This window comes from Saprospiraceae bacterium (genome assembly GCA_016714025.1).
Classification (GTDB): Bacteria; Bacteroidota; Bacteroidia; order Chitinophagales; family Saprospiraceae; genus Vicinibacter.
Map to the genome: position 1 here is coordinate 1,072,845 of JADJOB010000002.1, position 26,972 is coordinate 1,099,816.

At 36.7% G+C, this 26,972-nt stretch carries 24 protein-coding genes; 14 read left to right on the plus strand and 10 right to left on the minus strand.

Annotated elements, in window-relative coordinates; translation table 11 throughout:
- Nucleotides 1–9 precede the first annotated feature (9 nt).
- The 5 genes from wecB to IPJ80_07515 are packed head-to-tail and all read left to right on the plus strand — an operon-like array spanning nucleotide 10 to nucleotide 5,573.
- Nucleotides 10–1,101 (plus strand): UDP-N-acetylglucosamine 2-epimerase (non-hydrolyzing), encoded by a 1,092-nt coding sequence (wecB, locus tag IPJ80_07495; GenBank protein ID MBK7913330.1) that lies wholly within the window; start codon nucleotides 10–12, stop codon nucleotides 1,099–1,101.
- A 10-nt stretch (nucleotides 1,102–1,111) separates the two neighbouring features.
- A complete protein-coding gene (locus IPJ80_07500) occupies nucleotides 1,112–2,701 on the plus strand; it encodes an alginate lyase family protein (GenBank protein MBK7913331.1) in 1,590 nt (529 codons plus the stop codon).
- The gene (locus IPJ80_07505) at nucleotides 2,698–3,882 is read left to right on the plus strand and encodes a glycosyltransferase WbuB (protein ID MBK7913332.1); all 1,185 of its coding nucleotides are present in this window, start codon (nucleotides 2,698–2,700) and stop codon (nucleotides 3,880–3,882) included. The genes IPJ80_07500 and IPJ80_07505 overlap by 4 nt, the downstream gene beginning before the upstream one ends.
- Nucleotides 3,869–5,002 (plus strand): glycosyltransferase family 4 protein, encoded by a 1,134-nt coding sequence (locus IPJ80_07510; GenBank protein MBK7913333.1) that lies wholly within the window; start codon nucleotides 3,869–3,871, stop codon nucleotides 5,000–5,002. Before IPJ80_07505 ends, IPJ80_07510 begins: the two co-directional genes overlap by 14 nt.
- A 10-nt stretch (nucleotides 5,003–5,012) precedes the next feature.
- Entirely contained in the window at nucleotides 5,013–5,573 is a 561-nt protein-coding gene (locus IPJ80_07515) for a hypothetical protein (protein MBK7913334.1), read from the plus strand.
- Here IPJ80_07515 and gmk read toward each other — a convergent pair.
- Together gmk and IPJ80_07525 are read right to left on the minus strand one after the other, a co-directional pair.
- Complete coding sequence (gmk, locus tag IPJ80_07520; protein MBK7913335.1) at nucleotides 5,554–6,141, minus strand: guanylate kinase; 588 nt, start codon at nucleotides 6,139–6,141, stop codon at nucleotides 5,554–5,556. The two genes, IPJ80_07515 and gmk, sit on opposite strands and share 20 nt — an antisense overlap.
- Nucleotides 6,138–7,043: a YicC family protein gene (locus IPJ80_07525; GenBank protein MBK7913336.1), complete on the minus strand. Its 906-nt coding sequence runs from the start codon at nucleotides 7,041–7,043 to the stop codon at nucleotides 6,138–6,140. Before IPJ80_07525 ends, gmk begins: the two co-directional genes overlap by 4 nt.
- Before the next feature lie 186 nt (nucleotides 7,044–7,229).
- Between IPJ80_07525 and IPJ80_07530 the strand changes: the two genes are divergently transcribed.
- From IPJ80_07530 to phbB, 5 genes are all read left to right on the plus strand, one after another.
- Complete coding sequence (locus tag IPJ80_07530) at nucleotides 7,230–7,556, plus strand: integration host factor subunit beta (GenBank protein MBK7913337.1); 327 nt, start codon at nucleotides 7,230–7,232, stop codon at nucleotides 7,554–7,556.
- On the plus strand, nucleotides 7,556–8,329 hold the full coding sequence (locus IPJ80_07535) for a hypothetical protein (GenBank protein MBK7913338.1): 774 nt from the start codon (nucleotides 7,556–7,558) through the stop codon (nucleotides 8,327–8,329). The genes IPJ80_07530 and IPJ80_07535 overlap by 1 nt, the downstream gene beginning before the upstream one ends.
- 395 nt (nucleotides 8,330–8,724) lie before the next feature.
- On the plus strand, nucleotides 8,725–10,278 hold the full coding sequence (locus IPJ80_07540) for an Rne/Rng family ribonuclease (GenBank protein MBK7913339.1): 1,554 nt from the start codon (nucleotides 8,725–8,727) through the stop codon (nucleotides 10,276–10,278).
- 58 nt (nucleotides 10,279–10,336) lie between these two features.
- Complete coding sequence (locus tag IPJ80_07545; GenBank protein MBK7913340.1) at nucleotides 10,337–11,428, plus strand: hypothetical protein; 1,092 nt, start codon at nucleotides 10,337–10,339, stop codon at nucleotides 11,426–11,428.
- A 106-nt stretch (nucleotides 11,429–11,534) separates the two neighbouring features.
- The gene (phbB, locus tag IPJ80_07550) at nucleotides 11,535–12,290 is read left to right on the plus strand and encodes an acetoacetyl-CoA reductase (GenBank protein MBK7913341.1); all 756 of its coding nucleotides are present in this window, start codon (nucleotides 11,535–11,537) and stop codon (nucleotides 12,288–12,290) included.
- A gap of 235 nt (nucleotides 12,291–12,525) precedes the next feature.
- On the opposite strand, the gene IPJ80_07555 is transcribed toward phbB, so the two are convergent.
- Nucleotides 12,526–13,032 (minus strand): DUF1905 domain-containing protein, encoded by a 507-nt coding sequence (locus tag IPJ80_07555; protein MBK7913342.1) that lies wholly within the window; start codon nucleotides 13,030–13,032, stop codon nucleotides 12,526–12,528.
- Nucleotides 13,019–13,405, minus strand: coding sequence for a hypothetical protein (locus IPJ80_07560; protein ID MBK7913343.1), 387 nt, complete (start codon nucleotides 13,403–13,405; stop codon nucleotides 13,019–13,021). Before IPJ80_07560 ends, IPJ80_07555 begins: the two co-directional genes overlap by 14 nt.
- 178 nt (nucleotides 13,406–13,583) lie before the next feature.
- Between IPJ80_07560 and IPJ80_07565 the strand changes: the two genes are divergently transcribed.
- Nucleotides 13,584–13,928, plus strand: coding sequence for a single-stranded DNA-binding protein (locus tag IPJ80_07565; protein MBK7913344.1), 345 nt, complete (start codon nucleotides 13,584–13,586; stop codon nucleotides 13,926–13,928).
- A 505-nt stretch (nucleotides 13,929–14,433) separates the two neighbouring features.
- On the opposite strand, the gene IPJ80_07570 is transcribed toward IPJ80_07565, so the two are convergent.
- The 4 genes from IPJ80_07570 to IPJ80_07585 all read right to left on the minus strand — a co-directional run bounded on the left by IPJ80_07570 (nucleotide 14,434) and on the right by IPJ80_07585 (nucleotide 17,266).
- Entirely contained in the window at nucleotides 14,434–14,922 is a 489-nt protein-coding gene (locus tag IPJ80_07570) for a gliding motility lipoprotein GldH (GenBank protein MBK7913345.1), read from the minus strand.
- An 11-nt stretch (nucleotides 14,923–14,933) separates the two neighbouring features.
- Entirely contained in the window at nucleotides 14,934–16,100 is a 1,167-nt protein-coding gene (gene dnaJ, locus IPJ80_07575) for a molecular chaperone DnaJ (protein ID MBK7913346.1), read from the minus strand.
- Nucleotides 16,101–16,127: 27 nt separating this feature from the next.
- Nucleotides 16,128–16,670 (minus strand): nucleotide exchange factor GrpE, encoded by a 543-nt coding sequence (locus tag IPJ80_07580; protein MBK7913347.1) that lies wholly within the window; start codon nucleotides 16,668–16,670, stop codon nucleotides 16,128–16,130.
- A 71-nt stretch (nucleotides 16,671–16,741) separates the two neighbouring features.
- Entirely contained in the window at nucleotides 16,742–17,266 is a 525-nt protein-coding gene (locus tag IPJ80_07585) for a TlpA family protein disulfide reductase (GenBank protein MBK7913348.1), read from the minus strand.
- Between the two features lie 74 nt (nucleotides 17,267–17,340).
- On the opposite strand from IPJ80_07585, the gene IPJ80_07590 reads away from it, so the two are divergent.
- Entirely contained in the window at nucleotides 17,341–18,216 is an 876-nt protein-coding gene (locus IPJ80_07590; protein MBK7913349.1) for a flavin reductase family protein, read from the plus strand.
- Here the strand turns inward: IPJ80_07590 and IPJ80_07595 are convergent.
- Nucleotides 18,213–19,259, minus strand: a complete 1,047-nt coding sequence (locus IPJ80_07595; protein ID MBK7913350.1) for a quinone-dependent dihydroorotate dehydrogenase — start codon at nucleotides 19,257–19,259, stop codon at nucleotides 18,213–18,215. The genes IPJ80_07590 and IPJ80_07595 overlap by 4 nt on opposite strands.
- A 10-nt stretch (nucleotides 19,260–19,269) precedes the next feature.
- Nucleotides 19,270–20,991 (minus strand): DNA polymerase III subunit gamma/tau, encoded by a 1,722-nt coding sequence (gene dnaX, locus IPJ80_07600; GenBank protein MBK7913351.1) that lies wholly within the window; start codon nucleotides 20,989–20,991, stop codon nucleotides 19,270–19,272.
- Nucleotides 20,992–21,177: 186 nt separating this feature from the next.
- Between dnaX and IPJ80_07605 the strand changes: the two genes are divergently transcribed.
- Nucleotides 21,178–24,885: a T9SS type A sorting domain-containing protein gene (locus IPJ80_07605; protein MBK7913352.1), complete on the plus strand. Its 3,708-nt coding sequence runs from the start codon at nucleotides 21,178–21,180 to the stop codon at nucleotides 24,883–24,885.
- A gap of 440 nt (nucleotides 24,886–25,325) precedes the next feature.
- Nucleotides 25,326–26,963 (plus strand): NAD+ synthase, encoded by a 1,638-nt coding sequence (locus IPJ80_07610; GenBank protein MBK7913353.1) that lies wholly within the window; start codon nucleotides 25,326–25,328, stop codon nucleotides 26,961–26,963.
- Nucleotides 26,964–26,972 lie beyond the last annotated feature (9 nt).

Genomic DNA, 26,972 nt, shown 5'->3' on the forward strand with positions numbered 1-26,972 from the left:
ATGCGTCCAATGAAAATTATACAAGTGGTGGGTGCACGGCCAAATTTTATGAAGGTCGCTCCTTTACATAAAGCGCTGAAAGCATGGCCTGGCATCGAATCTATTATAGTTCACACCGGTCAGCATTTTGATAAGCAAATGAGCACGGTATTTTTTGAACAACTTGCTTTACCCAAACCTGATTTTTATTTAGGTGTAACAGGAGGATCTCACACCAAGATGACAGCAGAAATCATGCTTGCTTTTGAACATGTTTTGGAGCAGGTTCAACCGGATCTAATTGTTGTGGTGGGAGACGTTACATCTACCATTGCTTGTGCCTTAACAGCCGTAAGATTGGGTATTCCGGTCGCGCATGTAGAAGCTGGACTTCGCAGCAATGATCCTACCATGCCTGAGGAAATAAATAGAATTCTGACAGATCGTTTGAGTGAATATTTATTTACGACCGAGGCTTCTGCAACCATTAATCTGATACAAGAAAACATTCCTCAACAAAAAATTCATTTTGTAGGAAATTGTATGATTGATTCTTTGCATTATTATTTACCTAAAGCAATTTCTTTGCAAACTCCTCTTTCCTACAACTTGGGAAATAAAGAATTTGCAATAATGACGATGCATCGTCCATCCAACGTTGACGATCAAAACGGATTAAAGAAAATGCTTGAATTAATTGTTGAATTGTGCAAGCGTTTTCCATTGGTATTTCCTGTTCATCCGCGGACCCGGAAAAACATGGAACGATTTCAATTGCTTGAGCAATTTAATTCCATTACAAACCTGATTATTACAGAGCCTCTTGCATACCTCGAATTTATTAGTTTGATGAATGCATGTAGTTTGATTTTAACAGATTCAGGGGGAATTCAAGAAGAGTCTACTTATTTGCAAATTCCATGTTTAACATTTAGAAAAACAACTGAGCGTCCAGTGACTGTTGAAATTGGGACTAATATTCTGATAGATGATCTTGATGTAAAAAATGCACTTTATTATGTGGATCAAATTCGTTCTGGAAATTTAAAAAAAGGACAGATACCGGATTTATGGGATGGTCATGCAGCTGAGCGAATTGCAAAGATTCTTGTAAGTGTTTAAATTCAGACGATTGATCAAAATAGCACTTTTATATATTCATACACTTCGCTTTTTAAAATTCAGGCAAATTTATTATCAGCTGCATTATCGCATCAAGTGGACTTTATTTTATAGAATTTCGAATTATAAGAAATGGGATTTATTGAAGTTGGACTTCAAATCCATTTCATACCCTTATGTATATTGTGGAAATCAGTCCATCCGGCATTTAAGCTTTGATTTACTAAATCAAACCAAAGAATTTGAAAGTGCAGTAGATTGGAATTTTTCTGAATATGGAAAACTCTGGAATTATCACTTGCAATACATGGACTATATATTGGATGATTCCATTCCAATAAGTCAGCGAAGCGATTTACTAAAAGACATTTCCAATCATATTCTCAAGGGGAGGTTAAAATTGGAACCTTATCCTGTTTCACGACGTATCTTCAGTAGTTTGCTTTTTATTAATAATTACAGTCAGGACACAGATCCATGCTGTGCTTTGGCATTAAAGCGTCAGGTACATTTTTTGGAGACAAATCTGGAATATCATTTGGATGCCAATCATTTGCTTGAAAATTTTATGGCACTTTGCTTTGCTTTTTGTTATTTGAACGAGAAAGGGAGGTTTGATTTTTATTATATAAAACTATTAGAACAACTTGAGCAGCAAATTTTAAGGGATGGAGCGCATTTTGAGAAAAGCCCTGGTTACCATTTACATATTCTATACCGTCTTTTGTTAATTTATCAAACTGCAGAAGTTTATTTTAATACGCAAACTGATTTAAACAAGCTAAGCAATTTCATTTCAAAAATGGTTTCATGGGCTGATCAAATGATGCTGCATCAATCAAATTTTCCATTATTTAATGACTCTACTTATGGACAAAATCCAGACTACAGTCAATTGCAATCCATTTGGAAACGATTGGATGCTTCATTTAAGGAAATTGAATTGAGTGAAAGCGGATACAGGAAATTGCAACAAGATGATTTTTGTGTAATTGTAAATTGTGGAAATGTCATACCTACTTTTCAACCCGGACATATCCATACAGATATGTTGCATTTGGTCCTCTATTATAAAGACAAGGCGATCCTTGTAGATAGTGGCATTTCGACGTATGAAAACAATTCGATTAGACTGTTTGAGAAATCAACCGCTTCACACAACACAATTTGTTATGAGAATGAGAATCAATCGCAGATTTGGGGTGCATTCAGAATGGCAAAACGAGCAAAGATACAGCTAATTTCTTTTACAAAAAATTCTCTTGAAGCCAGGGTTTTATGGCATAATGGATTTCAACACACGCGTAAAATTTTGTTGACTGAAAATTGTTTATGTATTGTAGATAGTGTTGTACCTTTGAACAGAAAATTTAAATCAACAATAGCCAATTTTCATTTTGATGCAGGGATTCAAATAGTACCTATTGAAACAGAATGGTACATTCAGGAACTTGGATTGAGAATTAATTTTGAAGGATCCCATCAAAGCGAGTTAGTTCCATTTGAACAGGCTGTTGATTTTAATTCGAAATTGGATAGCACGAAGTTAGCCGTTCAGTTTGAGGAAACACTTGTAACATATTTTAAACTAATTTCTTGAAGCATATTCTATATTTGAGTTATTACTATGAACCGGATCTAAGTGCCGGCTCTTTTCGTAATACCTATCTTGCTAAAACGCTGTCAAAGTGTCTCACAGAGTTTACACACATTCATCTTATTTGTACCCACCCCAACCGATATGCATCTCATGATAAAAAAGTCCCGGATGTTGAAGAACATGGAAATTTAACAATTTACCGGATTCATGTACCACAACATCATAACCGTTTTTTTAAACAGTTGATTTCATTTTATTATTATCAGCGGGGTGTTTGGAAACTTTTAAGAAAAATTAAATTTCATACGATTTTTGTTTCGTCTTCTAAATTATTTACTGCGCATTTGGCATATAGAATTTCCAAGAAAACCATGGCACCTTATTATTTAGATTTAAGGGATTTGTTTTCAGAGAATCTGGCTGAATTTATCCCTTATCCGAGGTTAGCAAATGCCATCAGCAAGTTTGTTCGAAATAAGTTTGAAATTCCAACTTTAATGCATGCTAAGCATATCAGCATTAACTCAGAAGGATTTCGTGACAGTATTCCAAAGACCTATAGAGGGAATATCAGCTTTTTCCCAAATGGCATAGATGATCTTTTTTATGGATGGTCTCAAAACACAGAACTATCTACAAAAAGAATGATCGTAACCTATGCCGGAAACATTGGAGAAGCTCAAGCTCTTCACAAGATTATTCCGCCTTTGGCAGACTATTTAAAAGGAAGCCATACATTCCAGATTATTGGTGATGGTTCAGCCAAGCATAAATTGGAAGCTGAAATTGAGCGGTTTGGTTTAAAAAACATAATTATAATACCTCCGGTTGAACGCAAACAACTTCTACATTACTACTGCAACTCACATTATCTATTTTTACATTTAAACGATTATAAATCACTTGAAAAAGTGCTTCCATCTAAATTGTTTGAATATGGGGGTGGAAATGTACCAATCATCGCAGGGGTTTCTGGGGTAGCTAAGAAATTCATGGAAGAAGAACTCAAAGAGAACATTTTTATATTTGAACCTTGCAACTTTCCTATGATTAAAGATTACATGGAAATGCATCCGTACACAATTAAATTTCGAATGGAATTTATTAAAAAGTACAACCGTCAATATATTACCTATATGATGACCGAATCCATCTTAGCTGAATTTTATGGTCACCGATGATAAGCTGTGCGTAGCGGTTCTTGCTAATTCTTCGTGGAATATTTTTAATTTTCGAAAAACACTGATTCAATTTCTAGCAGATCAAAATTATCGGGTAATAGTAATCGCACCGGAGGATGAATATACAAAGTTTATTATAAGTTGGAAGAACATTGAATACATTCCAATTAAGCATCTAAATGCCAAATCGCGCAATCCGTTTCAGGATTTTCTATTGGTATTTGAATATTTTAAACTATTGAAGCTTTATAAACCTGCCTTGATTTTACCACATACGATCAAGCCGAATATTTATTCTAGTTTGGCTGCAAGATGGCTCAACATTTCAACCGTTTCAAGCCTAACTGGTTTAGGCACTGTTTTCATTCGAGATACATTTGTGAATAGGATCATACAGAAGTTTTATCATTGGGCATTATCAGGCAACAAGTATCTTTTGTTTCATAATCATTTAGATCGTAACGAGTGGTGTCAAAGAAGTTTATTTCCAATTTCCAAAACTTTTATTATTCCGGGCAGTGGCGTTGATTTGAATCGTTTTAAACCTGATCCAGTAAATATCAATTCAAGGCAATTTATTTTTTTATATTTAGGAAGGCTTCATCCGGACAAAGGAATCAGAGAATTTTTACTTGCTGCTAAAATTTTATCTCAGGAACAAGCAAACCTGCGTTTTTGGGTTGCAGGTGATTTGCTTGAAGCAGATTATAAAAATGGCTATGAGGAAATTGTCCATTTACTACATTCAATTCCAAAGCTTGATTACCTGGGAAAGCAATCTGAAGTTGCAACTTTATTGAAGCAGGTTCATTTTGTGGTCTTGCCTACCTATCGGGAAGGGATGTCCAGATCTTTGATGGAAGCAATGGCGATGTGTAAACCAGTTATTGCTTCGAATGTCGCAGGAGTCAATGAATTGATTACAGATGGGGTGGAAGGATTCTTAGTTCCCGCCAAAGATATTCAATCGCTTTCCAATGCGATGGTACGCATGTCTCAGCTTGCAGACGAGCAATATAAATCAATGGGTGCAGCAGGTCGCCTTAAAATTGAATCATTTTATTCCAATCAAAAGGTCTGTGAAGCATATTCAGAATTATTTTTGAAAGTATTTCATTAAGGAAAATCAATTGAGCCGCAAGATTTATATAAAAAACCGTCGATACTATCAAAACAGACTCAAACATATTTTGAAATATATTTCTGTTGAAAATGCTTCAGTGCTTGATTTAGCTTGTGGTGAAATGCTTCTATATAAATTGGAAGGTCCGCGAATGAAATCCTATTTAGGACTTGATCAGATGGACTTTCAACAGCATGCATTTTTTATTCAGGCTGATATTCTGGACGAAACAGTGACCACAGATTTAAAGTTTGATCTTATTTTTTTATTGGGATTACTGGATCATATTGATTTCAATCAAAAAATCAAATTGCTAGCTAAATACAAACATCAGTTTGAAAAAACCTTTGTTATTAGCCAATTTAATGAAGCTGCCTGGTTTTTTAAAAAGAGAAATCCTGTGAAAGCTTCTGTAGATTTAAATACCTATTTTCAAAATTTAACAATTCAATCCATTTACTTAGTTAAGCTACCCATTTTGCCCTTGGTTTGGGATGTTACAAATGCACCCGATTGGATTAAAAAAAATTGCACGGAAAAGATTGCACTTATTTCAAGGGAGTCTTGACAAAATCCGAGACAATTTGATGAATTATTGATTGGGCTAATTCCAGTTTATCATTCGAGATGACGTAATCAAAATATTTTGCATATTCAAGTTCATCTTGCGCTTTTAATAAACGCCTTTCTAAACTTTCAGCAGTTTCTGTACCTCTCAAAATAAGACGTTGTTTCAAAGTTTCGATACTGGAAGCTTTAACATAAATAGAAAGAATGTTTTCTTTAAAATTGGATTCTATTACATGAGCACCTTTTACATCGATATCAAACAAGGCGATTTTATTTAAAGACCAGATCCGTTCAAGTTCTGACAATAAGGTGCCATAATATTGACCGGGATATACTTCCTGAAATTCTAAAAATTCCTGTTGCTGTATTGAATTTTGAAATTGCTGTTGTGAATAAAAATAGTAATTAACACCATGAGTTTCACCGATTCTTGGAGGCCGGGTGGTGGCAGAAACCGAAAATACTAATTGATCGAATTGTTTTAATAAATAATTGGCAAGGGTCGTTTTGCCTGAACCGGATGGTGCCGTGAGTATGATAATTTTACCGGCCAATTTTGAAATCATAAAACATTAGCCATTTGTTCCTTTATTTTTTCCAGTTCGTCTTTCATATTGACTACTAATTTCTGAATTGGGGAAAATTGTGCTTTAGAACCTAAGGTATTAATTTCCCTTCCAATTTCCTGAGTAATAAAATTGAGTTTTCTGGATTTTTGTGTAGACTCTTTATTAATTTCTTCTAAAAAGTATTCGCAGTGTTGTCGAAGTCTAACTTTTTCTTCAGTGATATCCAACCGTTCGAGGTAGTAAAGCAATTCCTGTTCAAATCGATTCATGTCAATATTTTCACCTTCAAAATTTGTTCGAAGGGATTTTAACAATTTTTCTTTTAAGATAACAAATCGTTTGGGATCTTCTTTTTCAACTGCTTCTAATTGATCTAAAATACTTTTAATTCGGAAAACCATGTCATTTGCAATAATGGTCCCTTCGATCGAACGAAAATCGTTGAGTTTTTCAATGGCTTCAAACAGTAAATCCAATACATAGTTATACTCTTCTTTACTGATCAGCGTATCCTGTGACATAATGACATTGGGAAATTTCATTATGGCATTCAGAATATCCGAATGGCTCAGGTCGATATGAGTGGAAAGTGCTTGAATTTGATTGTAAAAATTCAGAAACAAATTCTTGTTGATGGCAAATTCCTCTTCACCCCCTTTAGAGTCTACTGAAATACTGAGATCCATTTTACCCCGAATCACCCGGTCATTGAGAATTTTGCGTAAATCGAGCTCATGCTGGCGGTAGCTATTTGGAATTTTAAGTCTAAAATCGTTTACTTTAGAATTGACGCAGCGTATTTCAATAATAATCTCTTTGCCTTGTAAATGGCCTTTCGAATTTCCAAAACCGGTCATAGACATTAACATAAGCAAAAATTGAAGGGCAAAGGTAGCCATATATTTAAAAATACCCCATTTAAGCCCATTTTGCTGGAAAACTTCCCGCTATCTGATTGATATAGAAAAAGTTACAAAATATTTTTGTGAAAATAAACGGGATAAATGTTTCTAAAACCGAAAAAATTGCGAAATTTGCCACGCTCTTTGAGAGCCATTATTCATAACTGTCTAAATATCAAGCAAATGAGAAAAGCTGATCTGGTAGCATTGATCTCTGAAAAATCAGGTGTTCCGAAGGTGGACGTATTAGTTTCACTTGAAATGTTTTTTAAAGAAGTTAAACAGTCATTAGCTCAGGGAGAAAATGTCTATATCAGAGGTTTTGGTTCTTTTGTTGTTAAGAAAAGAGCAAAAAAGATCGGTCGTCACATTAAAAAGAATGTTGCGATTGAAATTCCAGAACATTTTATACCGTCATTCAAACCTGCCAAAATCTTTGTTGACCATGTAAAATTGGGCAAAGAACCGGAAGGACATGAATACGAAGAAGATGAAAACGACGATCATTAATGATCAATACGCCGTTTAGACTGGGAGCCGTTTTTGCTGTGCTGTTACTCCTGGTTTATTTTGGATTCCACACAGTTTCGCCGGATATCCGGCAAGCTTCGAATTCAAGAGACGGTAAACTTGAAATCACAGGGTTTGAAAATATCGAACGTGCGGTATTTCAAAAACTGAACGCCAATCAGAAAGCTGAATTGGAGCAATTGAATAAACAAATAAGTCAAGCTGACAATGAACCTGATCAATTGAATGTTCTCAAAAAAATATCAGGATTTTGGTATGATTTAAATGAATTTGCACTAGCCGGTTCTTATGCTCAAAAAGTAGCGGTTCTGGAAAAATCTGATACCGCCTGGCAAATTGCAGGAACTACATTTCTGTATGGTTTAGAAGGAGATGCAGATTTAAAAACCAGGCAGTTTTGTCAACAGTCAGCAATTCATTGTTTGGAGCAAGCCATTTCTATTAAACCAGATGAACCTGCTTACCAAATTTATCAGGCTTTGGCTTATGTAAAGCTTCCAGGAGAAGAACCTATGAAAGGCATCAAAATGTTGCTGAATCTGGAGGGCAAATATCCTGATTACGATCCTCTTCAATTGCAATTGGTAGAATTGGGAATTCAAACCGGACAATTTGAAAAAGCAAAAAGCAGGTTGGAAAAATTATTGGTGAAAACGCCTGAAAATCCAAGGGCTAATTGCTTAATGATTGAAGTACTCCAACAATTGAATCAAATAGAATTAATAGATAAATATAAAATATACTGTAAATAAATAATTATGCCTTGCGGTAAAAAAAGAAAAAGACATAAAATCGCTACCCACAAAAGGAAAAAGCGATTGAGAAAGAACAGGCACAAGAAGAAGAACAGGTAGATTTTTACTCTGCGGGACTTAGGTATTTTCTTGAGAAAGAATGTATTGGATTCTGCGAATCCCATTCCCTATAATTAAAAATTTACTCTTGTAAAATCTTTTGATTTTAGAGATTACCTGTTTTATTAACCCTTGAACCGAAAATTATTCTTATTGCTAATGCTTTAGCTCATAATTTTTCTATCATGGTTTGTAGATCAAGCCATGATCTAAAGGATTAGCAATAATTATGGGATTCCAATTTGCCTCTTCTTCTCTTGTAATCCACCGGGTTTCGCATCATTGATAGGATGATGGAAAAAGAATTAATTATCTCCGCCCAACAGGGATCGGTAGAAATTGCGCTGGTTGAAGACAAAAAACTAGTTGAACTTCATAAACAGAAGTCCAATACCCAATACAATGTTGGGGATATCTTCCTTGGGCAGATTAAAAAGCTAATGCCTGGCCTCAACGCAGCATTTGTTGATATTGGCCATAAGAAAGAATCGTTTTTACATTATACCGATATGGGACCCCTGTTCAATTCAGTGGTCAATTACACCAAAGATGCAGTAGATGGAAAATATACTGCCAACCTGCTCGACAGTTTTGAACTGCAACCTGAAATTCAAAAAAACGGAAAGGTTTCTCAAATCACAGACAAACGTGTCAATTTATTGGTTCAAATTTTAAAGGAGCCCATTTCTACCAAAGGACACCGACTTACTTGTGAGATTACCATTCCGGGAAGATTTTTGGTTTTGACACCCTTCAATAATTCCATTGCAATTTCTAAGAAAATTGCCAATCCGGATGAACGAAATCGCTTGTTTCATGTCATTGAGTCCATTCGTCCTAAAAACTTTGGGGTTGTAGTCCGCACAGCTGCAGAAGGTAAAAAAGTAGCAGAAATGCATGAAGAAATTAACATGCTTTGCGAAAAATGGAAAACACTTCACGGACAATTGCTGCATGCAAAAGCTCCTATGAAATTGTTGAGTGAATTGGATAAAGCAACCAGCATCATTCGTGATTTACTCAATACCAGTTTTACCAAAATTGTAGTCAACGATCGGGATATTTATGAGGGAATTAAAATTTACCTCGAAAATAACCTTCCTGAAAAATCAGACATTGTCCAATTGTATAAAGGAAGTAAACCCATATTTGATCATTACGGGATCAAACGACAAATCAAAGCTGCATTTGGAACAACAGCAACTTTGAGTAGCGGAGCCTATATTGTCATTGAACATACAGAAGCCATGCACGTCATTGACGTCAACAGCGGTCCAAAATCCCAGCGATTGGATCAGGAAACAGCTGCAATCCAGGTAAATATGGAAGCTGCAGAAGAAATTGCACGTCAATTGCGATTACGAGATATTGGTGGCTTGATTGTCATTGACTTTATTGACATGAAAAGCAATGAAAACAAAAGTGAACTTTACAATGCCATGCGGAAATGCATGGAATCCGATCGATCCCAACACACCATTTTACCATTAAGTAAATTTGGTTTAATGCAAATTACCCGGCAACGGGAACGCCAGGAATTAAAACTGGATACTTCGGAGACTTGTCCGTCTTGCGGAGGATCCGGTAAGGTCAATGCATCCATTTTTGTAGTTGATACCATTGAAAAAGATCTTCATTTCATATTAAGTACCAGACCAACCAAACAATTGGTTTTGGAAGTTCATCCCTATGTTGCAGCTTTTTTGAAGCGCGGAATTTGGAATTATAGAATGAAGTGGTATTTTAAATACTATAAGAACATTAAAATTATGGAAAATCAGGATCTGCCAATGATAGCATTTAAATTTTACGATGGGCCGGATGAAGAAATCCGATTGAAAGGTTAATACTCTTTTCACACGATTCCCACTCGATCCTGTTATATTTACAGTTCATTCCTTCTAAATGGCCAACATCCAAACGGTATTAATTTGTCCGCAACATTGGGGTTTAGGCCATGTAACCCGTACGATACCAGTAATCAATTATTTTATTGAAAAAAATTACCGGGTCATTCTGGCTTCCTCCGGTGCAGGATCAGATTTGCTGCGAATGGAGTTTCCGCAACACAAGGTATTGGAATTGCCAGATTATGGTATTCGATATCCATTCAATAGCATGTATCTGAATATTGGCTATCAAATGCTTCAAATGCATTGGGCAATCCTACGTGAACACTTTGCCATCAGAAAAATTTGTAAACAGGAGCAAATTGATCTCATTGTTTCAGATGCAAGATTGGGTGCGTTTCAATTTGGAAAACGCTCCATCATCATTGCACATCACTTACATTTTTCATTAGGATTTAAATTTATTGAATGGTGTTGTGATACCTGGATGAAATTATTTTATGATCGCTTCGATCAACTCTGGATCCCGGATGTAGAAGGCCCTGTAAATCTTTCAGGTGAATTGGCCCATTTGTATCGAGGTAAGAATAGATACTTTGTAGGATTACTCAGCCGCTTTAAAAAGCTGGAGCGAGAAAAAATATACGACCTTACATTTATGTTGTCGGGACCAGAACCGCAACGTAGTTTCCTGGAATCAATAATATTGCAGCAGCTTAAAGAGGTACCTTATGAAAAAGCAATTTTAATAAGGGGCACTCAAAATGGACCTATATTGGATGAGCTGGTTCAAAAGCAAAACCCGAATTTGATTATTAAATCCTTGGTCAAAGGTGTAGAATTAAATGAAATTATGTGTGCATCTAAAATGTTAGTATGCCGTTCAGGTTATTCAACTTTATTGGATTTAGCTGTTATTCAGACACGGGCTATATTAATTCCAACTCCTGGACAGCCTGAACAGGAGTATTTGTCTGAAGAGTTGATGAAAAAAAAACTGTATTATTCTGTGCAGCAAGATGCATTAAATTTAAAGGAAGATATTAAGCAGCTTGATAAATTTACCTGTAACTTACATATTGATGAAGCACTTAGTTTGGAACAACGACTCGATCCACTTATAAAGAAAATTGAATCAAATGGATGAAAGTATAAAATTTATTTTCGAATGAATGATTTTCCGGAATGCAAAGGACTATTCTGGTATAAAATAAAGACAATTCTATTTTTTAATTACACATAAATTTTTAAGTATGAGTTTTAAAGAAGTAAAAGATAAAAACATCGCGCTGGTTACTGGAGCAACCGGAGGATTGGGTACGGCCATGTGTCAAAAATTATTGGATGATGGGTTTTTTGTGGTAGCGAATTACCGCAATGAAGAGACTGCAACCCGATGGCATGATAAGAATTTGGCATTGGGTTATGATTGTGCAATGGTCAAAGGCGATGTAACCTCTTTTGATGAAGTAGGGGATATGGTGCGCTCAATCAAAGAACAATATGGCCCGGTTGCGGTATTAATCAATAATGCCGGGATTACCCGGGATACGCCGATTTGGAAAATGCAATTAAGTCAATGGCAGGAAGTTATTAATACTAATTTAAACAGTGCGTTTTATTGTGTGCGTCATGTCATTGAAGATATGATAGCCAAAGGTTATGGAAGGATTATAAATATTTCTTCAGTAAACGGTCAACGCGGACAGTTTGGACAAACAAATTATTCGGCTGCTAAAGCAGGGATGCATGGATTTACAAAATCATTGGCAATGGAAGTAGCTAAAAAGGGGATTACTGTCAATACCATTTCACCCGGATACATAGCCACCGATATGGTCATGGCTGTTCGGGAAGAAGTGCGTAATAAAATTGTCGAACAAATACCCATGGGACGTTTGGGAGGTACAGAAGAAATTGCTCACTTAGTATCATTTCTGGCTTCAGAAAAATCTGCTTACATCACGGGAGCGAATTATGCTATCAATGGAGGGCAACATGTTTATTAATTACGAATTATGGGAGCGAAGCGGACATCCCGCGTACTTGCGGGATGAATTATTAATTTTTAATTAAGAATTATGGGAGCGTAACTTGCATCCCGAATACACATGGGACGAAATCTACGTGTGTTTTTTAATATCAACCAAGACTTTGTAAAACATTTGGAATGCAATAGGAAGTGTTGAATATTTATAGAGCGAATTGCTTTGTATATTTTTGTATTAAATTCAATTTCGCAATTTACAAATCCTTCTTTCTGGAACGTATCATTTCTGGATAAGACTGTTTTTGGATTAAGGCATTGATGGCTTCAGCAATTCGTTGTTGACGGGTGTTGGATGTTTTTGCGCTTTCGATCCATTTGCTAAAATAATTTTGATGGGATCGGGTCAGGGTTTTAAAAAAAACAGCGGCTGCCGGTTCGATTTCAAGGCATTCCTGAAAATCGGCATTTAAGCTGTATTCAGTTGGATCGTACTCGATGTTAACGGAAAGTACATCCCCCTGCTTTTTTCGAATGGCTTTGCGAATGTTGTTATTGAGAGGAAGTATAAAATTGCCTTCACCCATTGGGAGTATATTGAATCCTTCAAATGGAAACTGGTCTAAGGAACCTTTTATGCGAAATGATTTGCGAACTCCCGGATTTATTTTTTCTGCAACTGCATGTGGTATGTTTATATAGGTCCATCCGGTTTTTTCACCTTGTTTTTTAAATTTTTCGATGATTGCTTTAAAATGATGCATGCAATTTAATTTTTCGGAGCAGCAAATTTTTTATTTGCACCTCTTCTTCATTTGTACAAAGGTAAGCAAAGTCATAGCATACAAAATAATTGTGAATACCCCGCAAGCGTTTGATTTGTGTGAAGTAATTAAAATTAAATCCGAGTTCGGCTAATTGCTCTTTTTTTAGTTTAATCGAACCATACCTTAAAAACAAGGATTCCAGGATTTTGCGATTTTTTATTAGGATGCGATTGATGTGTCGAATGGACTGCATCATTTGGGAGTACTGATGGTTGTTAAAACTACTGCGACAATGGTCATCGCAAAATTTTTTATCGGGTCTTCCCAATAAAATGGCTCCACATTGGAGACAGGATCTCGGTGTGCTCATAGGTGTTTATTTAAAACAAATATACTGGTTTCAATGAAACCCGGCAATTTTATCCGTTTGTAATCGGGTATTTTCGGAATTAGATGTTTATTACGCTGCATAATTAAATTGGGCTTCACATTTTTACATCCGGTACCGGACCAAACTTATTTTTAATTATTATCAAAAAAATTCAACTATGAACAACCTAAGAAACAGCGTACGGCTGATTGGAAATCTGGGTTCTAACCCGGAAGTAAAATCCCTGGAAAAGGGAAATAAAGTAGCTCGTTTTTCTATTGCTACCAATGATACGTATACCGATAAAGACGGTAAAAAAGTAACCGATACCCAATGGCACAATATTGTAGCCTGGGGTAAGTCGGCCGAACTGGTAGAAGAATATCTCAGCAAAGGCAGCGAAATTGCATTAGAGGGTAAATTAACTTCCAGATCCTATGAAGCTAAGGATGGAGAGAAAAAGTACTTTACCGAAATTGTAATGGCAGAAATGGTGATGTTGGGTAAAAAACCAACGGCCTGATCTATTCATTGTAATTTCTCCTGGAATAAAGAAACATGCTATCCTGTGTTTCTTTATTCTGGGATGCAATCAAAATACAAAGTGAATGCCTACCACGTAAACTGTACAGAATTTTAGTTTTATTACAGTATGATTAAATTTCAGATTGTATTCTTTATTTGATTGAATGGAATATGCAATAGTGGCTATTTGAATTTAAGCATTGAATTCAATTCAAAAATTGAAGTATTAACCAAGGCGCCATTTTAAATTTCGGCGGGGAATTAAAAGTCTAATAGAATCCTTTTTCAAAAAGTATTTTTACCGCAGGCATTGTCTTTCGTTGGTTGAGTATATAAAAAAGCGTTTTGATTGCGATTTAGGGAATTCTGAATTGCAAAAGAATTTAAAGAGAAATCTGGGTATAAATAGGAATTTAAACCCTCCATTTAAATCAATCGAAGTCACATATAAATTTGTATTTAAAATGATTGGGTGTGGAAGTAATAGTAGTTTATTAGAGTTTCTAATTGCTTTTAGAAACTTCTAATTCAAAAGATGAAATCCCTTTCACGGATTGATCTCTACCATATTGACTCAGCGAAATTTGATAATTGCCAATAAATGGAAACTTAAATCTTTGAAGTAAACTAATTTCAGTATTGCATTTTGTACCAGAACAGTGTCCGGTTGGTTTGCCGGAATTGTCAAACAATTCCAAACTGATAATTTGTTCTTTTTGGCTTTGATCCGGAAATCCTGTTGTGCTTTTTACGTAAAGATTTTGATATTCCATATCCATGGAATGTTTTAATGTAAGATTTAATTGATACCAGCTTGCAGTATCCTGAACCTGCCAGTTGAATGTTAAAATTTGAGCACTGTCCCATTCATTATTGTCAATCTGGATTTCATTTTTATAAATCACAGCTTGATTGCATGCAGAAAATAAGCCAAGAATTGCAAGCAATGGAAAAAATGAGTATTTAAAATAATGGAACGATTTACAATACATGATTTGGATCACTAGCTGAAATACTCTTTCATTCGTTCGTAAAAACTTTTTTCGTCTTTACCAGGATGTGGTTTAAAGTTTGGATGGCTGCGGAGTTTTTCGAGGATGGATTTTTCTTCTGAAGTAAGATCCTTTGGTGTCCAAATGGTAATGTGAATTAGTTCGTCTCCTTTTTCGTAGGATTGTACGGATGGGAGTCCCAGATCCTTGAGTCTGAAAATCTTGCCGGCTTGGGTTCCCGCCGGAACCTTGATTTTTGCAGCACTCTGGAGCGTGGGTACTTCCATCTGGCAACCTAAGGCTGCATCAGCAAAATTTAAATATAAATCGTAATGGATGTTGTTTCCTTCCCGACTAAAATACTCATGGGGTTTTTGTTCGATGCTTATTAATAAATCACCGGCAGGTCCTCCTTTACTTCCTGCATTGCCTTTTCCCCGTAAAGACAATTGCATTCCGTCTTCTACACCAGCTGGAATTTGGATGTCAATGGTTTCTTCACCTACTTCCATTCCAGATCCCCTGCATGATGTACATGCCGCAGAAATCATTTGACCGGTCCCGTTACAAGTAGGACAGGTGGTTGTGGTTTGCATTTGACCCAGAAAGGTATTTTTTACTTGTCGTACATACCCCTGACCATTACAAGAACTGCAGGTTTTAACAGATTTAGCATCTTTAGCACCTGAGCCATTACAGGTTTTACAATTGACTTGTTTTTTTACTTTTATTTTCTTGGTGATTCCGCTTGCAATTTCTTCCAAAGTCATACTGACTTTGATCCGAAGATTACTTCCTTTTGAACCTCCCTGAGCTCTGCCACCTCCTCCACTGCGTCCTCCAAAAAATGATTCAAAGGGCGAACCTGAATCTCCAAAAATATCTCCGAAATGACTGAAAATATCATCCATGGTCATGCCATTTCCACCATTGCCTCCAAATCCAGCATTTGGGTCAACTCCAGCATGTCCATAACGATCATAGCGTGCTTTTTTATCAGCATCGCTCAATATTTCATAAGCTTCTGCAGCTTCTTTAAATTTTTCTTCTGCAGATTTATCCCCTGGATTTCGGTCGGGATGAAATTGCATTGCCACTTTACGATATGCTTTTTTAATTGCATCCGCATCAGCTCCTTTGCTTACTCCCAATATTTCGTAAAAATCTCTTTTTGCCATTTCGTAATTCCAAATTTGAAAATCCGCTTACTTGCAAACTACTACTTTTGCAAATCGAATAATTTTATGATTTAATAAATAACCTTTTTCAAGGGTATCGAAAATTTTTCCTTTTTGACTTTCATCTGCTCCGGGAATTTCAGTAATTGCTTCATGAAACTCAGGATCAAAATCTTTTCCGTTGGTATCCATTATTTCTAAACCCTTAGATTGCAACAATCCCAATAATTTGTGATGCACCAATCGCATGCCTTCCGGAAAAATTTGTTCGTTTTCCTGTGTTTCTGATAACTTCTTTGCCCGATCAAAATCATCCAATACTACCAATAAATCCTGGATTAATTCCTGAGATGCATTGCGAATGGTATCTATTTTTTCTTTAATCGTACGCTTTTTGTAATTGTCAAATTCTGCAAATAAACGTATGTATTTATCTTTCTGATCGGCCAATTCTGCTTTTAAAACAACAAGAGGGTCTGGGCCGGATTCTGCCGTGGATTTTTCAGTTTGCTCTGTGTCCAGTCCATTTGTTAGCTCTTCACTTTCGGGTATTTGCTGCTCTTCTGTCATACTATTAAATTCTATTTCACTGGAAAGACTAAGGTCAATTATACTGCCACAACTGAAATTAGGTCAATTTGTCAGTTTTTTAGTATTTGAAACGCCAAAAAATCATCTAATTCACGAATACTAGGGTCCGCTAACATGATAATTTGGTCAGGTCCAATCAGGTATTTTGCTGGAATTGACTTAATCCTATAAATTTTAGCCAATTGACTTTCAAACATGTTGGGTTCGATGACATGATGAGGCCAGATCAATCCATCGTTTTCAATGGCTTTTAAAGCAGCAGCCGGATCCCGGTCAAAAGCAATGCTTAAAAACTGAATTCCTTCTGCATTTTTAAATTTTTGATCTTTATAATGGGCGTACATCATAGTTAGAATTTTATTTTCCTGACGGCAGGGAGCGCACCAGGAACCCCAAAAATCAATTAAAACATACTGTCCTTTAAAACTATCTAAATTGATTATATTTTTCCGCAAATTTTCAACTTCAAAATTGGGAGCTTGCTGTCCCAATACCAGCATGGTATTGAAAAAAAAATAATAAATCAGGTAAGAAAAAAATAAAATGCCACCAAGGCCTAAGAGGTATTTCTGCATAATAAGTATAAGAGGCTGCAATATTACTTAATTTTGAGGTCCGATAAATCACGGGCAATCAATTAAATCTATTTATGAAGCGTATTATAACACCAGGGACCCTGCCCACTCCAGATTTACATCAATATTTGTTAGGGGCGGTGGCACCGCGACCGATTGCCTTTGTGAGCACGATAGATCCTGAAGGACGGGTTAATCTGGCGCCTTACAGTTTTTTTAATGCCTTTAGCAGCAATCCGCCCATTTTGGTTTTTTCGTCAAACCGTCGGGTTGAAAACAATACGACCAAAGACACCCTACATAATATTATGGCATCCAGGGAATGTGTGGTGAATGTAGTTTCATATCCCATCGTTCGCCAAATGATGGTCTGTTCAGTTGATTTTCCAACTGGCATCAGTGAATTTGAACAAACGGGATTGACTCCAGTGCCTGCTTCACAAGTAAAACCACCCTTAGTAAAGGAATCACCAGTCAATATGGAATGCCGTGTCACAGAAATTCTAACACTGGGAGACCAAGGTGGTGCAGGTCATTTGATCATCTGCAATGTGGTCTGTATGCATATTGATGAATCAGTTTTAGATGAAAACCAACGGATTGATCCGCATAAAATTGATCTTATGGGTCGCATGGGTCGTGCATTTTATGTACGTGCAAGTGGTGCTGCTGTTATGAGCATGCCCCAATCTCATAAATTGCCGGTTGTAGGCTATCCAAAGCTACCGGAACACATCCGCCAAAGTAAATTTATTACTGCCAACCTCATTGGGGCACTGGCAGGAATGAAAGAATTGCCCACAAATCAGGAAGCAATCACCACGATTTTAAGCTGGGAATCAGGTGATCAAATTTTAAAATTAGATCCCGATACCAAACACCAGATTGCACAGGAGTATTTTAATGGAAATCATTTGGAAAAAGCAGCCGCTTTGCTGATGAGTATTTAGTTGCGCTGGTATGCTTTGGTTTTTATTAATTCTTGTTTTATTTTTTTTATAAACCAGGGACCTTCATAAATCATTCCGGTATAAATTTGAATCCAGTTTGCACCGGCTTTCAGTCGTTCAATAGCCACAGCTTCATTCATTATTCCTCCAACGCCAATTAAAATAAGTTTTGGTTCCGCTTTTGATTTTAAATGCTGCAAAGCATGCAAAGATTTTACATGCAAAGCTTCTCCACTTAATCCGCCGCTTTCTTTTGCAATTTCTTTTTCTATTAAAAAATCAGGACGGTCAATGGTGGTATTGGAAACAATAATTCCAGAAAAGTCATTGGCCTGAACCACTTCTAAAATATCATCCAAAGCTTCTTCACTTAAATCAGGAGCTATTTTTAAAAACAAAGGTTTTCTATTTAAATGCTTTTTATTTTCTAATTGAACGGCAGACAACAACGCGTTCAATGGTTCTTTATCTTGCAATGCTCTTAGACCCGGTGTATTTGGCGAACTTACATTAATGGTAAAATAATCTACAAAATCAAACAAGGCAGTAAAACAATATAGATAATCTTGTATAATTTGATCATCCTGGCTTTCTTTGTTTTTTCCAATATTTCCGCCAAGGATTAATCCATCCGGTTTATTGAATTTTTTTAAGCGGTCAACCAATGCATCTACGCCTTGATTATTAAAACCCATTCGATTTATAATCGACCGGTCTTTAATGAGTCGGAATAATCTTGGTTTAGGATTTCCGGATTGAGGACGTTTGGTCACGGTACCCAATTCGATATGACCAAAACCTAAAAGCATCAATGCATTTAACCAGTTTCCATCTTTATCAAAACCTGCGGCCAAGCCGATGGGATTCGTTGCTTTCATCCCGCTGATTTCTGTGTGCAATAAATCGGATTCAAATTTAAATGAGCGTTTGAGTAATTGAGAAATTACTGGAATTTTTAATGAAAAAACCAGTAAATCCATTGTTAGATGATGAGCCAGTTCAGCATCCAATAAAAAGAAAATTGATTTAAGAAGTTTCCACATGCTGGCTAACTCAATCTTCATCCATCTTTAACGAAAACACGTCTTTTAAGTCTGAAAGTTTATGGTTACTTGCAACCATCATATCCCATTTTTCATTGGCGGATAATTTTTTTACAACTTTTTTTTCTTCCAGTGCAGCCAGTTCAGGATCTATTTCAATTCGACTGGTAATGTTTTTTGTTGAAAAGGTATTGCGTATTTTTTCATCGAGCTTTAATTCCATTCGAATGGAATCTCTTACAATGCTTGAACCGGTTAAAATGGTAATGCTGTGTGGTTCCCATTTTACTTTGGTGCTGTTTAACATAACTTTGAACGAAGCAGATTTTTCTTCCCGTTTACAATCTTCCCAAAATTGAATAAAGTTTTCCTCCGTAAAATCGATTAATTTCTCTTGCTTTTGTTTTTCATCTGCTTCAATTTTTTGTTTCAATGAATCCAGATTCCCCAGTTTTGGAATCATAAATGCATCTTTCATAATTTGTGAAGCAGCAATATTGACTTTCTTTACAACCGGACTGGTTTCACTTTCTTTTTTTTCTGTTTTGCCAGGGTTGGAAGCCGAAGGAGTGCTTATATTTTCAATGGGCGACGGATCAGCCAGTACCTGATCCATTTTTTTTCGGGAAGCATAACAAATTTTAATCAATAAAATTTCTATATGCAAACGTTTGTTTCTGCTTCTAACCAAATTTACATCAGATTCATGTACCTGATCCAACCAGTTTATCAAATCTGAGCGTCTGCATGCTTCTGCTTGTTGGATGTATTTTTTTCTGATTGCATCGCTTCCTTCAAACAAAGACTGTAAATTGGGATCTTTGACGATCATCAAATTGCGGAAATGGGAAGCCATGCCTTCCAATATAATTTCAGGATCAAAGCCAAGCGATAAAACCTGATTCAGTAAAACCAATGCGGCTTCAACATTTTCTGTTAGAAAAGCATCAGAAAATTTGAAAAAATAATCGTAATCCAGTACGTTTAAATTTTCAACTACATCTTTGTATAAAATACTTTTATCAGAGAAACTTTTAATGCGGTCAAAAATAGATAAAGCATCCCGCAGTGCACCATCCGCTTTTTGTGCAATCAAATGCAAGGCTTCATCTTCAGCATGAATGGATTCCTGTTGACAAATTTTTTCAAGCTGAAATACGATGTCCTTTTCCTGAATTCTCCTAAAATCATAAATCTGACAACGACTTAAAATGGTTGGTATGATTTTATGTTTTTCAGTTGTAGCTAAAATAAATTTGGCATAAGGTGGCGGTTCTTCTAAGGTTTTCAAAAAAGCATTAAAAGCCGCCGTTGATAACATATGAACCTCATCGACTATATAGATTTTATATTTTCCAGCCTGGGGTTGGTACCGCACCTGATCAACCAATTCGCGGATGTCTTCAACCGAATTATTGGAAGCTGCATCCAGTTCGAAAATATTAAAAGAAGCATTTTCCATGAAAGCCCGGCAATTATCACAGGAATTGCAGGGTTCCCAATCTGCACTGGGATTGGTACAATTGAGTACTTTAGCCAAAATCCGGGCACAGGTCGTTTTACCAACGCCTCTGGGACCGCAAAACAGAAAGGCATGTGCAATTTGGCCTTTTGCAAGTGCATTCTTGAGCGTGTGAGCTACATGCTCCTGGCCAACTACATCCGTCCATTTAAGCGGACGGTATTTTCGTGCTGATACTATAAATGAATCCATACCTTTTGTGGTGGGCAAAAGTAGGAAATTTTCTCCCAATCTGATTCCGGATATTTTATAGTATCTTTAAGAGCAATTATTCTTCTTTTCTGCTAATTCCATTCAATCCGATTCATCTCGAAAATCGAAGTTTTTAATTTATATGAATGGGTCTATCTTCCACCTGGAGTGGTAGGTTAATTTCTTAATTTTTAATTAGTTGATATGAAATGTTCAAACTTGCAAGTACTACATTTTACTTGCGATCCGAAATTCATGGTTGTTCTTTTAATTTTAATGGGCACAACCGAAATTTTATTTTCTCAATTTCAAACGAGTATTGGATATACTTTTCCCTCTAATGAACGTGCCGCGCGTGGAGTTCAAACCAATGTCGGTAGTTATTTCGTTTTAGTTGATAACAACAACCACCCCAATAAACTTTTTAATACAAATGGTGATCTGCAATTGCTTTCATTAAATGCTGCTGGCTACCTGATTAATCCTGCAAAATTGTTGGGTCAGGATGGAACAGAATCTGCTGCGTGGATGGAAAAAACCAGTTGTGGAAGTGGAGGATATATTATAGCAGCCAATGAAGATTTTGGAACCGGCTCCAACATGCTTGCAATTTTAACAGATCAAAATGGAAATCAAATCTGGTCACGTACGATTGGTTCAAATTTTAGCAGGGAAGAAGCAACTTGTATTAAAGAAGATGGCAATGGGGATTTTATAATGGTTGGATCCAGAGAGAGTAACGGAGTTTATAATATACAAGCTGTAAAGTTGGATTGCAATGGAAATCAAATCTGGTATCGAAATTATGCTACGGTAAATTCAGCGATTGCAACTTCCGTTACCAGTTTTGCAACGCAAGCGAGTTCATGTGCAAGTAGTGCGAATTATTTTGTTACCGGTGTGATTCTGGGTCCGAATGGCAATGACGAATTATTTATCCTAAACATTGATGCAACGACTGGAAATCTGATGTGGATCACTTCCTACGACATTGCACCAAATGCAGCAGAATATGCAACGTGCATTCAGGGCTCTTGTTTATTTAATGCTGGTTCACTAGGAGAAATTTGGGTTTCAGGGTATTCAACGGATTTGAATTCAAGTTTATCTCAAGTATTTATGATGAAAACAGATATTAATGGAAATCCGTTATGGGCAAATAATTATGAAATTGTCGGAGATGTTGAAGCAGCTTCTCATTTTGAATTTACCAATATCGGAGATTTTATGATTACAGGCCGTGCTGAAAGCTTAACCTTTCCTCCAAGACCCGCAACAAGAACTGGAAATTGCATGCTTATGAAACTGGCTCATTCCGGAAATCAAGTGATTTGGAATCGTGCCTATGACCAGGGCTTTGCATCTCAGGGAAATAGTGTAGAAGTTTTAAATAATAATTCGTGTTTTCTTAGTGGCTATAGTTACAAAGCGGACCCACCTTCTGCTTTTGATTTTAATGTATTGACAATTAAAACAGACAGTTCAGGTCGTACGGGTACTACTTGTAATCACAATTTAATAACCGATATTATCAAAAGGAATCCGATACCAACTTTATTAACTTCCATGGTTTCAAGTCCTATCGATTTTAATGTACTTCCTTTGACAAGCAAAACCTATCAGGATACGCAAATTTTCTGTTTAATTACGCCTCCGTCTAAATGTGATTCACTTTTCACAATATTAAATCCATTTAACAACGGACAAGCAGTTTGTTGCTTTGATTTATTCGTTAATAATCCAACTGCCAATTGCTTTAATCAAATTTTATTTAATCTGAGTTCAGGCAGCATCATTAATCCGATTGCAAATCCAAATTGGATGATCAATTCAAGTGGCAATCAAATGACGATTACACACAGTTCCGGTTTTATTCCGGCAGGCTATGTTAATCCTGGTAATTTTTGTGTAAGCAATGCGATGAATCCAGTAACAGTCAATATCAGTTATACGTATTCAAGTGGGGGCGTTGCGGGTCGTTGTGATGAACACTTGATGCTACAATGTCCTGCACCGCCTTTCCAATCGTGCCCTTGTGATTCAAATGCCATTGCGGGTCCAAACCTGGTTCAAAATGGGGATTTTGGATTGGGGAATGTTGGTTTTACATCAAATTATATTTTCATGCCTCCAAATTTAGGATTAAGCAATGGAAGATATTCAGTAAAGAATTCTACCAATCTGGTCAACCTGGCCTGGGCTTGTTTGGATCACACCCTGGGGACTCCAACGGGTAATTTTTTGGCAGTTGATGCGACCACTTTTGCAGGATCGGTTTGTTGGAGAGAAATCGTAAATGTCAATGCCGGCGTGAATTATTCATTCTGCGCTTTCGTAAATAATTTAGTAAACACCTCAAATAATTTTACAAATCCTACGGTCGAACTTTGGATTTTAAATACCTTACAAGCCAGCGTGACCTTGCCGGAAATTCCGGACAACTGGATCAATCTCAGTGCCAATTGGACCAGTACGGTTACAGGTGCTGTACCAATTGAAATCCGGGTTGGTGCGCCGGTTCATCCTTCAGGTTCCGGTTGTGATTTTGCGGTAGATGACATTGCATTTCACGAATGCAGACCCATAGTTTTTCATCCAGACACTTGTTGTACAGTTTGTTCACCGGTAAATTTATCCTGGACAACCTTGTCAAACCAATTTTTTATAACAGACATGACCGTTTATGACAATAAATTAATTGTCGGAGGACAATTTTCATTTGGAGGATTTAATGCGATCGCAGCATGGGATGGTACAAATTGGTTTACACTGGGTTCAGGTTTTAATGGGAACGTCGAAGCACTTGAAGTGCACAATGGCAGACTCTATGCAGGAGGTGCATTTTCAAGTAATGGCAACAACATTGCCGAGTGGAGCGGTACGATACCAGGGGGTTCCTGGAATCCTTCGTTTCCTGGTTTGACTGGCGGTATTTTCAATCGGGTTACGTCCTTATTATCCACGCAACAAGGTTTAGTAGCAGGAGGCGCATTTCAAATTCCTGCCAATAACATCGCTTTGTGGAATGGAAGCAACTGGAGTAATTTAGGTGCAAATGGGATCAATGTTCCCAATACCAATTCAGGAGGTGTTCATGGATTGGGATTATTCAATGGGAATATCGTGGCGGGTGGGGTATTTAGTCCACCTTTATCAAATATTGCGCAATTGAACAGCAATGTCTGGCAAAATTTAGGAAATGGTATCAATTTATTTATTGGCAATAACGGTGAAGGGATTAAAGCCATTCTGCAATTTGCAACTAATAAATTAGCAGTAGGAGGTCGTTTTCAGGAAGCTGTGAATAGCGGCAATGTTGTAGTTTCCAATACTCAATTTATTGCACAATGGGATGGTACCAATTGGTCTGCTATGAATACAGGAGTTAACTCTAGCTTTGAAGGAATTTATGATTTAGCAATTCATTGTGGCAATCTGTATGCGGGAGGTTTATTTGCATCAATTGGAAGCAATCCAATCTCAGGGGTAGCGCAATGGGATGCTAATTCAAGTACCTGGTTAAATGTTTCCAATCATCCCAATGTGTTGATCAGAGCGCTGGAAAATTTTAAACCAAATTCAAACAATAGTTGCGATTTATATGCTGCAGGTGAAGTTATTTTAAACCATCTGAAATGCGCAACACAAAGCGAAAACCTAAACCAAGGATTCTTTAAAGTTTTTCCAAATCCTGTAAATTCAAATTTAATTTTGCAATTAGATCAAGAAGCGGTAAAAGAGCTTTTGGTCTTTATCATTGATATCAACGGAAAACGATCCATGATTAAAAAAATAGCAAAAGGTCAATCTCACAGTGTATTAGATTTTGCTGAATTCAATCAAGGCGTTTACATGCTCGAAATAAGCGAGAACAATTTAAAAAAATGGTATCAAAAGGTATTGAAGGAATGAGGGGAAAGATTTTAGTCTATAGTCTGTAGAGAGAATGTTGCAATGCTGCAATGCTGCAATGCTGCAATGCTGCAATGTGGCAATGTGGCAATTCTGTAATTCTATACTGTTACAATTCTGTAATGCATCAATGCAATAATTAATTTTAAGAATTAATTTGAATGAACTTACAAGTTGCCGAAGGGGTCCCGCCGAGGCTCAAGGAGTTTTAGTAATATTTAATATCTATCAAGATATCAAATATTAAGAGACCGATATTCTAATAAAATTCAGATCAGTTAGGCTCAGTATTCAACAAATTAAATGAAGTTAAAAAACTACGATTCTCAAGGATGAATATCCTTCTACCATCTGGGTTTCCAGACATTTTGTTTACCAGACCATCTTTTCTAAAATTCACAATCCTAAACTTTTCTTTACCTTGTTCCTTATTTAGTGTAATGAAAATAGCACTCGCTCAACTCAACTACCATATCGGAAATTTTGAAGGAAATTTTGCAAAAATGCAAGATGCCATATTCAAAGCTAAATTGGAACAAGCTGATCTGATTTGTTTCAGCGAATTGGCAAGTTGTGGCTATCCACCTCGCGATTTTTTGGAATTTCGGGATTTTATTTCGCAGTCCATGGCATTGGTAAATAGACTTTGTGAATTGAGTCACGACATAGCCATTGTTGTGGGCGCACCCAGTGTCAACCCGGATGTAGAAGGCAAAGATTTATATAATTCGGCCTTTTTTTTATATGAAGGAAAGGTTCAATCTATTACCCATAAGGCACTCTTGCCAAACTATGATATTTTTGACGAATACCGTTATTTTGAACCAAATCGTAGTTTTGAAATTGTCCGTTTTCAATCAAAAAAGATTGCCATCACCATTTGTGAAGATATCTGGAATCTAGGGAATGAAAATCCTATGTACACCATTTGTCCGTTAGATGAAATCATAGATCAAAAACCGGATTTTATACTAAACCTTTCAGCATCTCCTTTTAGCTATGAACATGCAAAAGACCGTTTAAATGTATTGCGTGCGAATGTCCTGAAATATAAAATTCCACTGTTTTATGTAAACTGCGTCGGTGCTCAAACGGACATTCTGTTTGATGGGGGTTCTGCTGTTTTATCCGGTGACGGCATGTGTTATGAAGAACTACCTTTCTTCGTTGAAGGCCAACGCTATTTTGAATTGGAAGAGGTATTGAAAGGAGGTATCAATCGCGAACAAGAAAAAAATGAAATTGAACTCATCCACAAAGCTTTGGTATTAGGGATCAGGGACTATTTTAGTAAAATGGGTTTTAGTAAGGCCATTCTTGGTTTGTCGGGTGGCATCGATTCAGCTCTTACGGCTTGTCTTGCGGTCGATGCACTTGGAAAAGATCAGGTACGTGTCCTCTTAATGCCTTCACCCTATTCTTCTGAGGGTTCAGTGCTGGATGCAAAAGCACTGGCTGAGCAACTTGGGATACAGTATGATGTCATTCCAATTGCTAGTATCTTCGATGAATACAAATCCATCCTTTCAACTTATTTTATAAATCTGCCCGAAAATGTAACGGAAGAAAACATTCAGGCTCGCATTCGTGGAATGCTGTTGATGGCTTTTTCCAATAAGTTTTCATCCATCCTTTTAAATACCACCAACAAAAGCGAAATGGCGGTGGGCTACGGCACGCTCTACGGCGATTTGTGCGGCGGATTGGCAGTCTTGGCTGATGTTTACAAAACCCAGGTTTATCAATTATCCAGTTACATCAATCGGGAAAGAATCATAATACCTGAAAATACCATCCAAAAACCACCTTCAGCAGAATTGAAACCCGGGCAAAAAGACTCTGATTCATTGCCAGATTACAACATCCTGGATAAAATCTTGTATCAATATATTGAAAATCGAAAAGGGCCTTCAGAAATCATGGCAATGGGTTTTGATCCGGAAATTGTACTGAAAACCTTGAAAATGGTTAATAAAGCAGAATTTAAACGATACCAATCGCCTCCTGTAATTCGGGTTTCTTCCAAATCCTTTGGATTGGGTAGACGCCTACCCATTGAAGGAAAATACCTTTCCTAAAATTGGGAT

Excerpts from the sequence above, each read along its gene's own strand:
- IPJ80_07555 (MBK7913342.1), bottom strand. The coding sequence starts at position 13,032 with ATGCATCATTTTAAAGCAATCATCGAAAAATTTAAAAAACAAGGTGAA.
- gmk (MBK7913335.1), bottom strand. The coding sequence starts at position 6,141 with ATGATTTCAAAATTGGCCGGTAAAATTATCATACTCACGGCACCATCC.
- IPJ80_07525 (MBK7913336.1), bottom strand. The coding sequence starts at position 7,043 with ATGGCTACCTTTGCCCTTCAATTTTTGCTTATGTTAATGTCTATGACC.
- IPJ80_07605 (MBK7913352.1), top strand. The coding sequence starts at position 21,178 with ATGAAATGTTCAAACTTGCAAGTACTACATTTTACTTGCGATCCGAAA.
- IPJ80_07570 (MBK7913345.1), bottom strand. The coding sequence starts at position 14,922 with ATGTATTGTAAATCGTTCCATTATTTTAAATACTCATTTTTTCCATTG.
- IPJ80_07565 (MBK7913344.1), top strand. The coding sequence starts at position 13,584 with ATGAACAACCTAAGAAACAGCGTACGGCTGATTGGAAATCTGGGTTCT.
- phbB (MBK7913341.1), top strand. The coding sequence starts at position 11,535 with ATGAGTTTTAAAGAAGTAAAAGATAAAAACATCGCGCTGGTTACTGGA.
- IPJ80_07510 (MBK7913333.1), top strand. The coding sequence starts at position 3,869 with ATGGTCACCGATGATAAGCTGTGCGTAGCGGTTCTTGCTAATTCTTCG.
- IPJ80_07580 (MBK7913347.1), bottom strand. The coding sequence starts at position 16,670 with ATGACAGAAGAGCAGCAAATACCCGAAAGTGAAGAGCTAACAAATGGA.
- IPJ80_07595 (MBK7913350.1), bottom strand. The coding sequence starts at position 19,259 with ATGTGGAAACTTCTTAAATCAATTTTCTTTTTATTGGATGCTGAACTG.
- IPJ80_07590 (MBK7913349.1), top strand. The coding sequence starts at position 17,341 with ATGAAGCGTATTATAACACCAGGGACCCTGCCCACTCCAGATTTACAT.
- IPJ80_07585 (MBK7913348.1), bottom strand. The coding sequence starts at position 17,266 with ATGCAGAAATACCTCTTAGGCCTTGGTGGCATTTTATTTTTTTCTTAC.
- IPJ80_07540 (MBK7913339.1), top strand. The coding sequence starts at position 8,725 with ATGGAAAAAGAATTAATTATCTCCGCCCAACAGGGATCGGTAGAAATT.
- IPJ80_07545 (MBK7913340.1), top strand. The coding sequence starts at position 10,337 with ATGGCCAACATCCAAACGGTATTAATTTGTCCGCAACATTGGGGTTTA.
- IPJ80_07530 (MBK7913337.1), top strand. The coding sequence starts at position 7,230 with ATGAGAAAAGCTGATCTGGTAGCATTGATCTCTGAAAAATCAGGTGTT.
- wecB (MBK7913330.1), top strand. The coding sequence starts at position 10 with ATGAAAATTATACAAGTGGTGGGTGCACGGCCAAATTTTATGAAGGTC.
- IPJ80_07535 (MBK7913338.1), top strand. The coding sequence starts at position 7,556 with ATGATCAATACGCCGTTTAGACTGGGAGCCGTTTTTGCTGTGCTGTTA.
- dnaJ (MBK7913346.1), bottom strand. The coding sequence starts at position 16,100 with ATGGCAAAAAGAGATTTTTACGAAATATTGGGAGTAAGCAAAGGAGCT.
- IPJ80_07560 (MBK7913343.1), bottom strand. The coding sequence starts at position 13,405 with ATGAGCACACCGAGATCCTGTCTCCAATGTGGAGCCATTTTATTGGGA.
- IPJ80_07610 (MBK7913353.1), top strand. The coding sequence starts at position 25,326 with ATGAAAATAGCACTCGCTCAACTCAACTACCATATCGGAAATTTTGAA.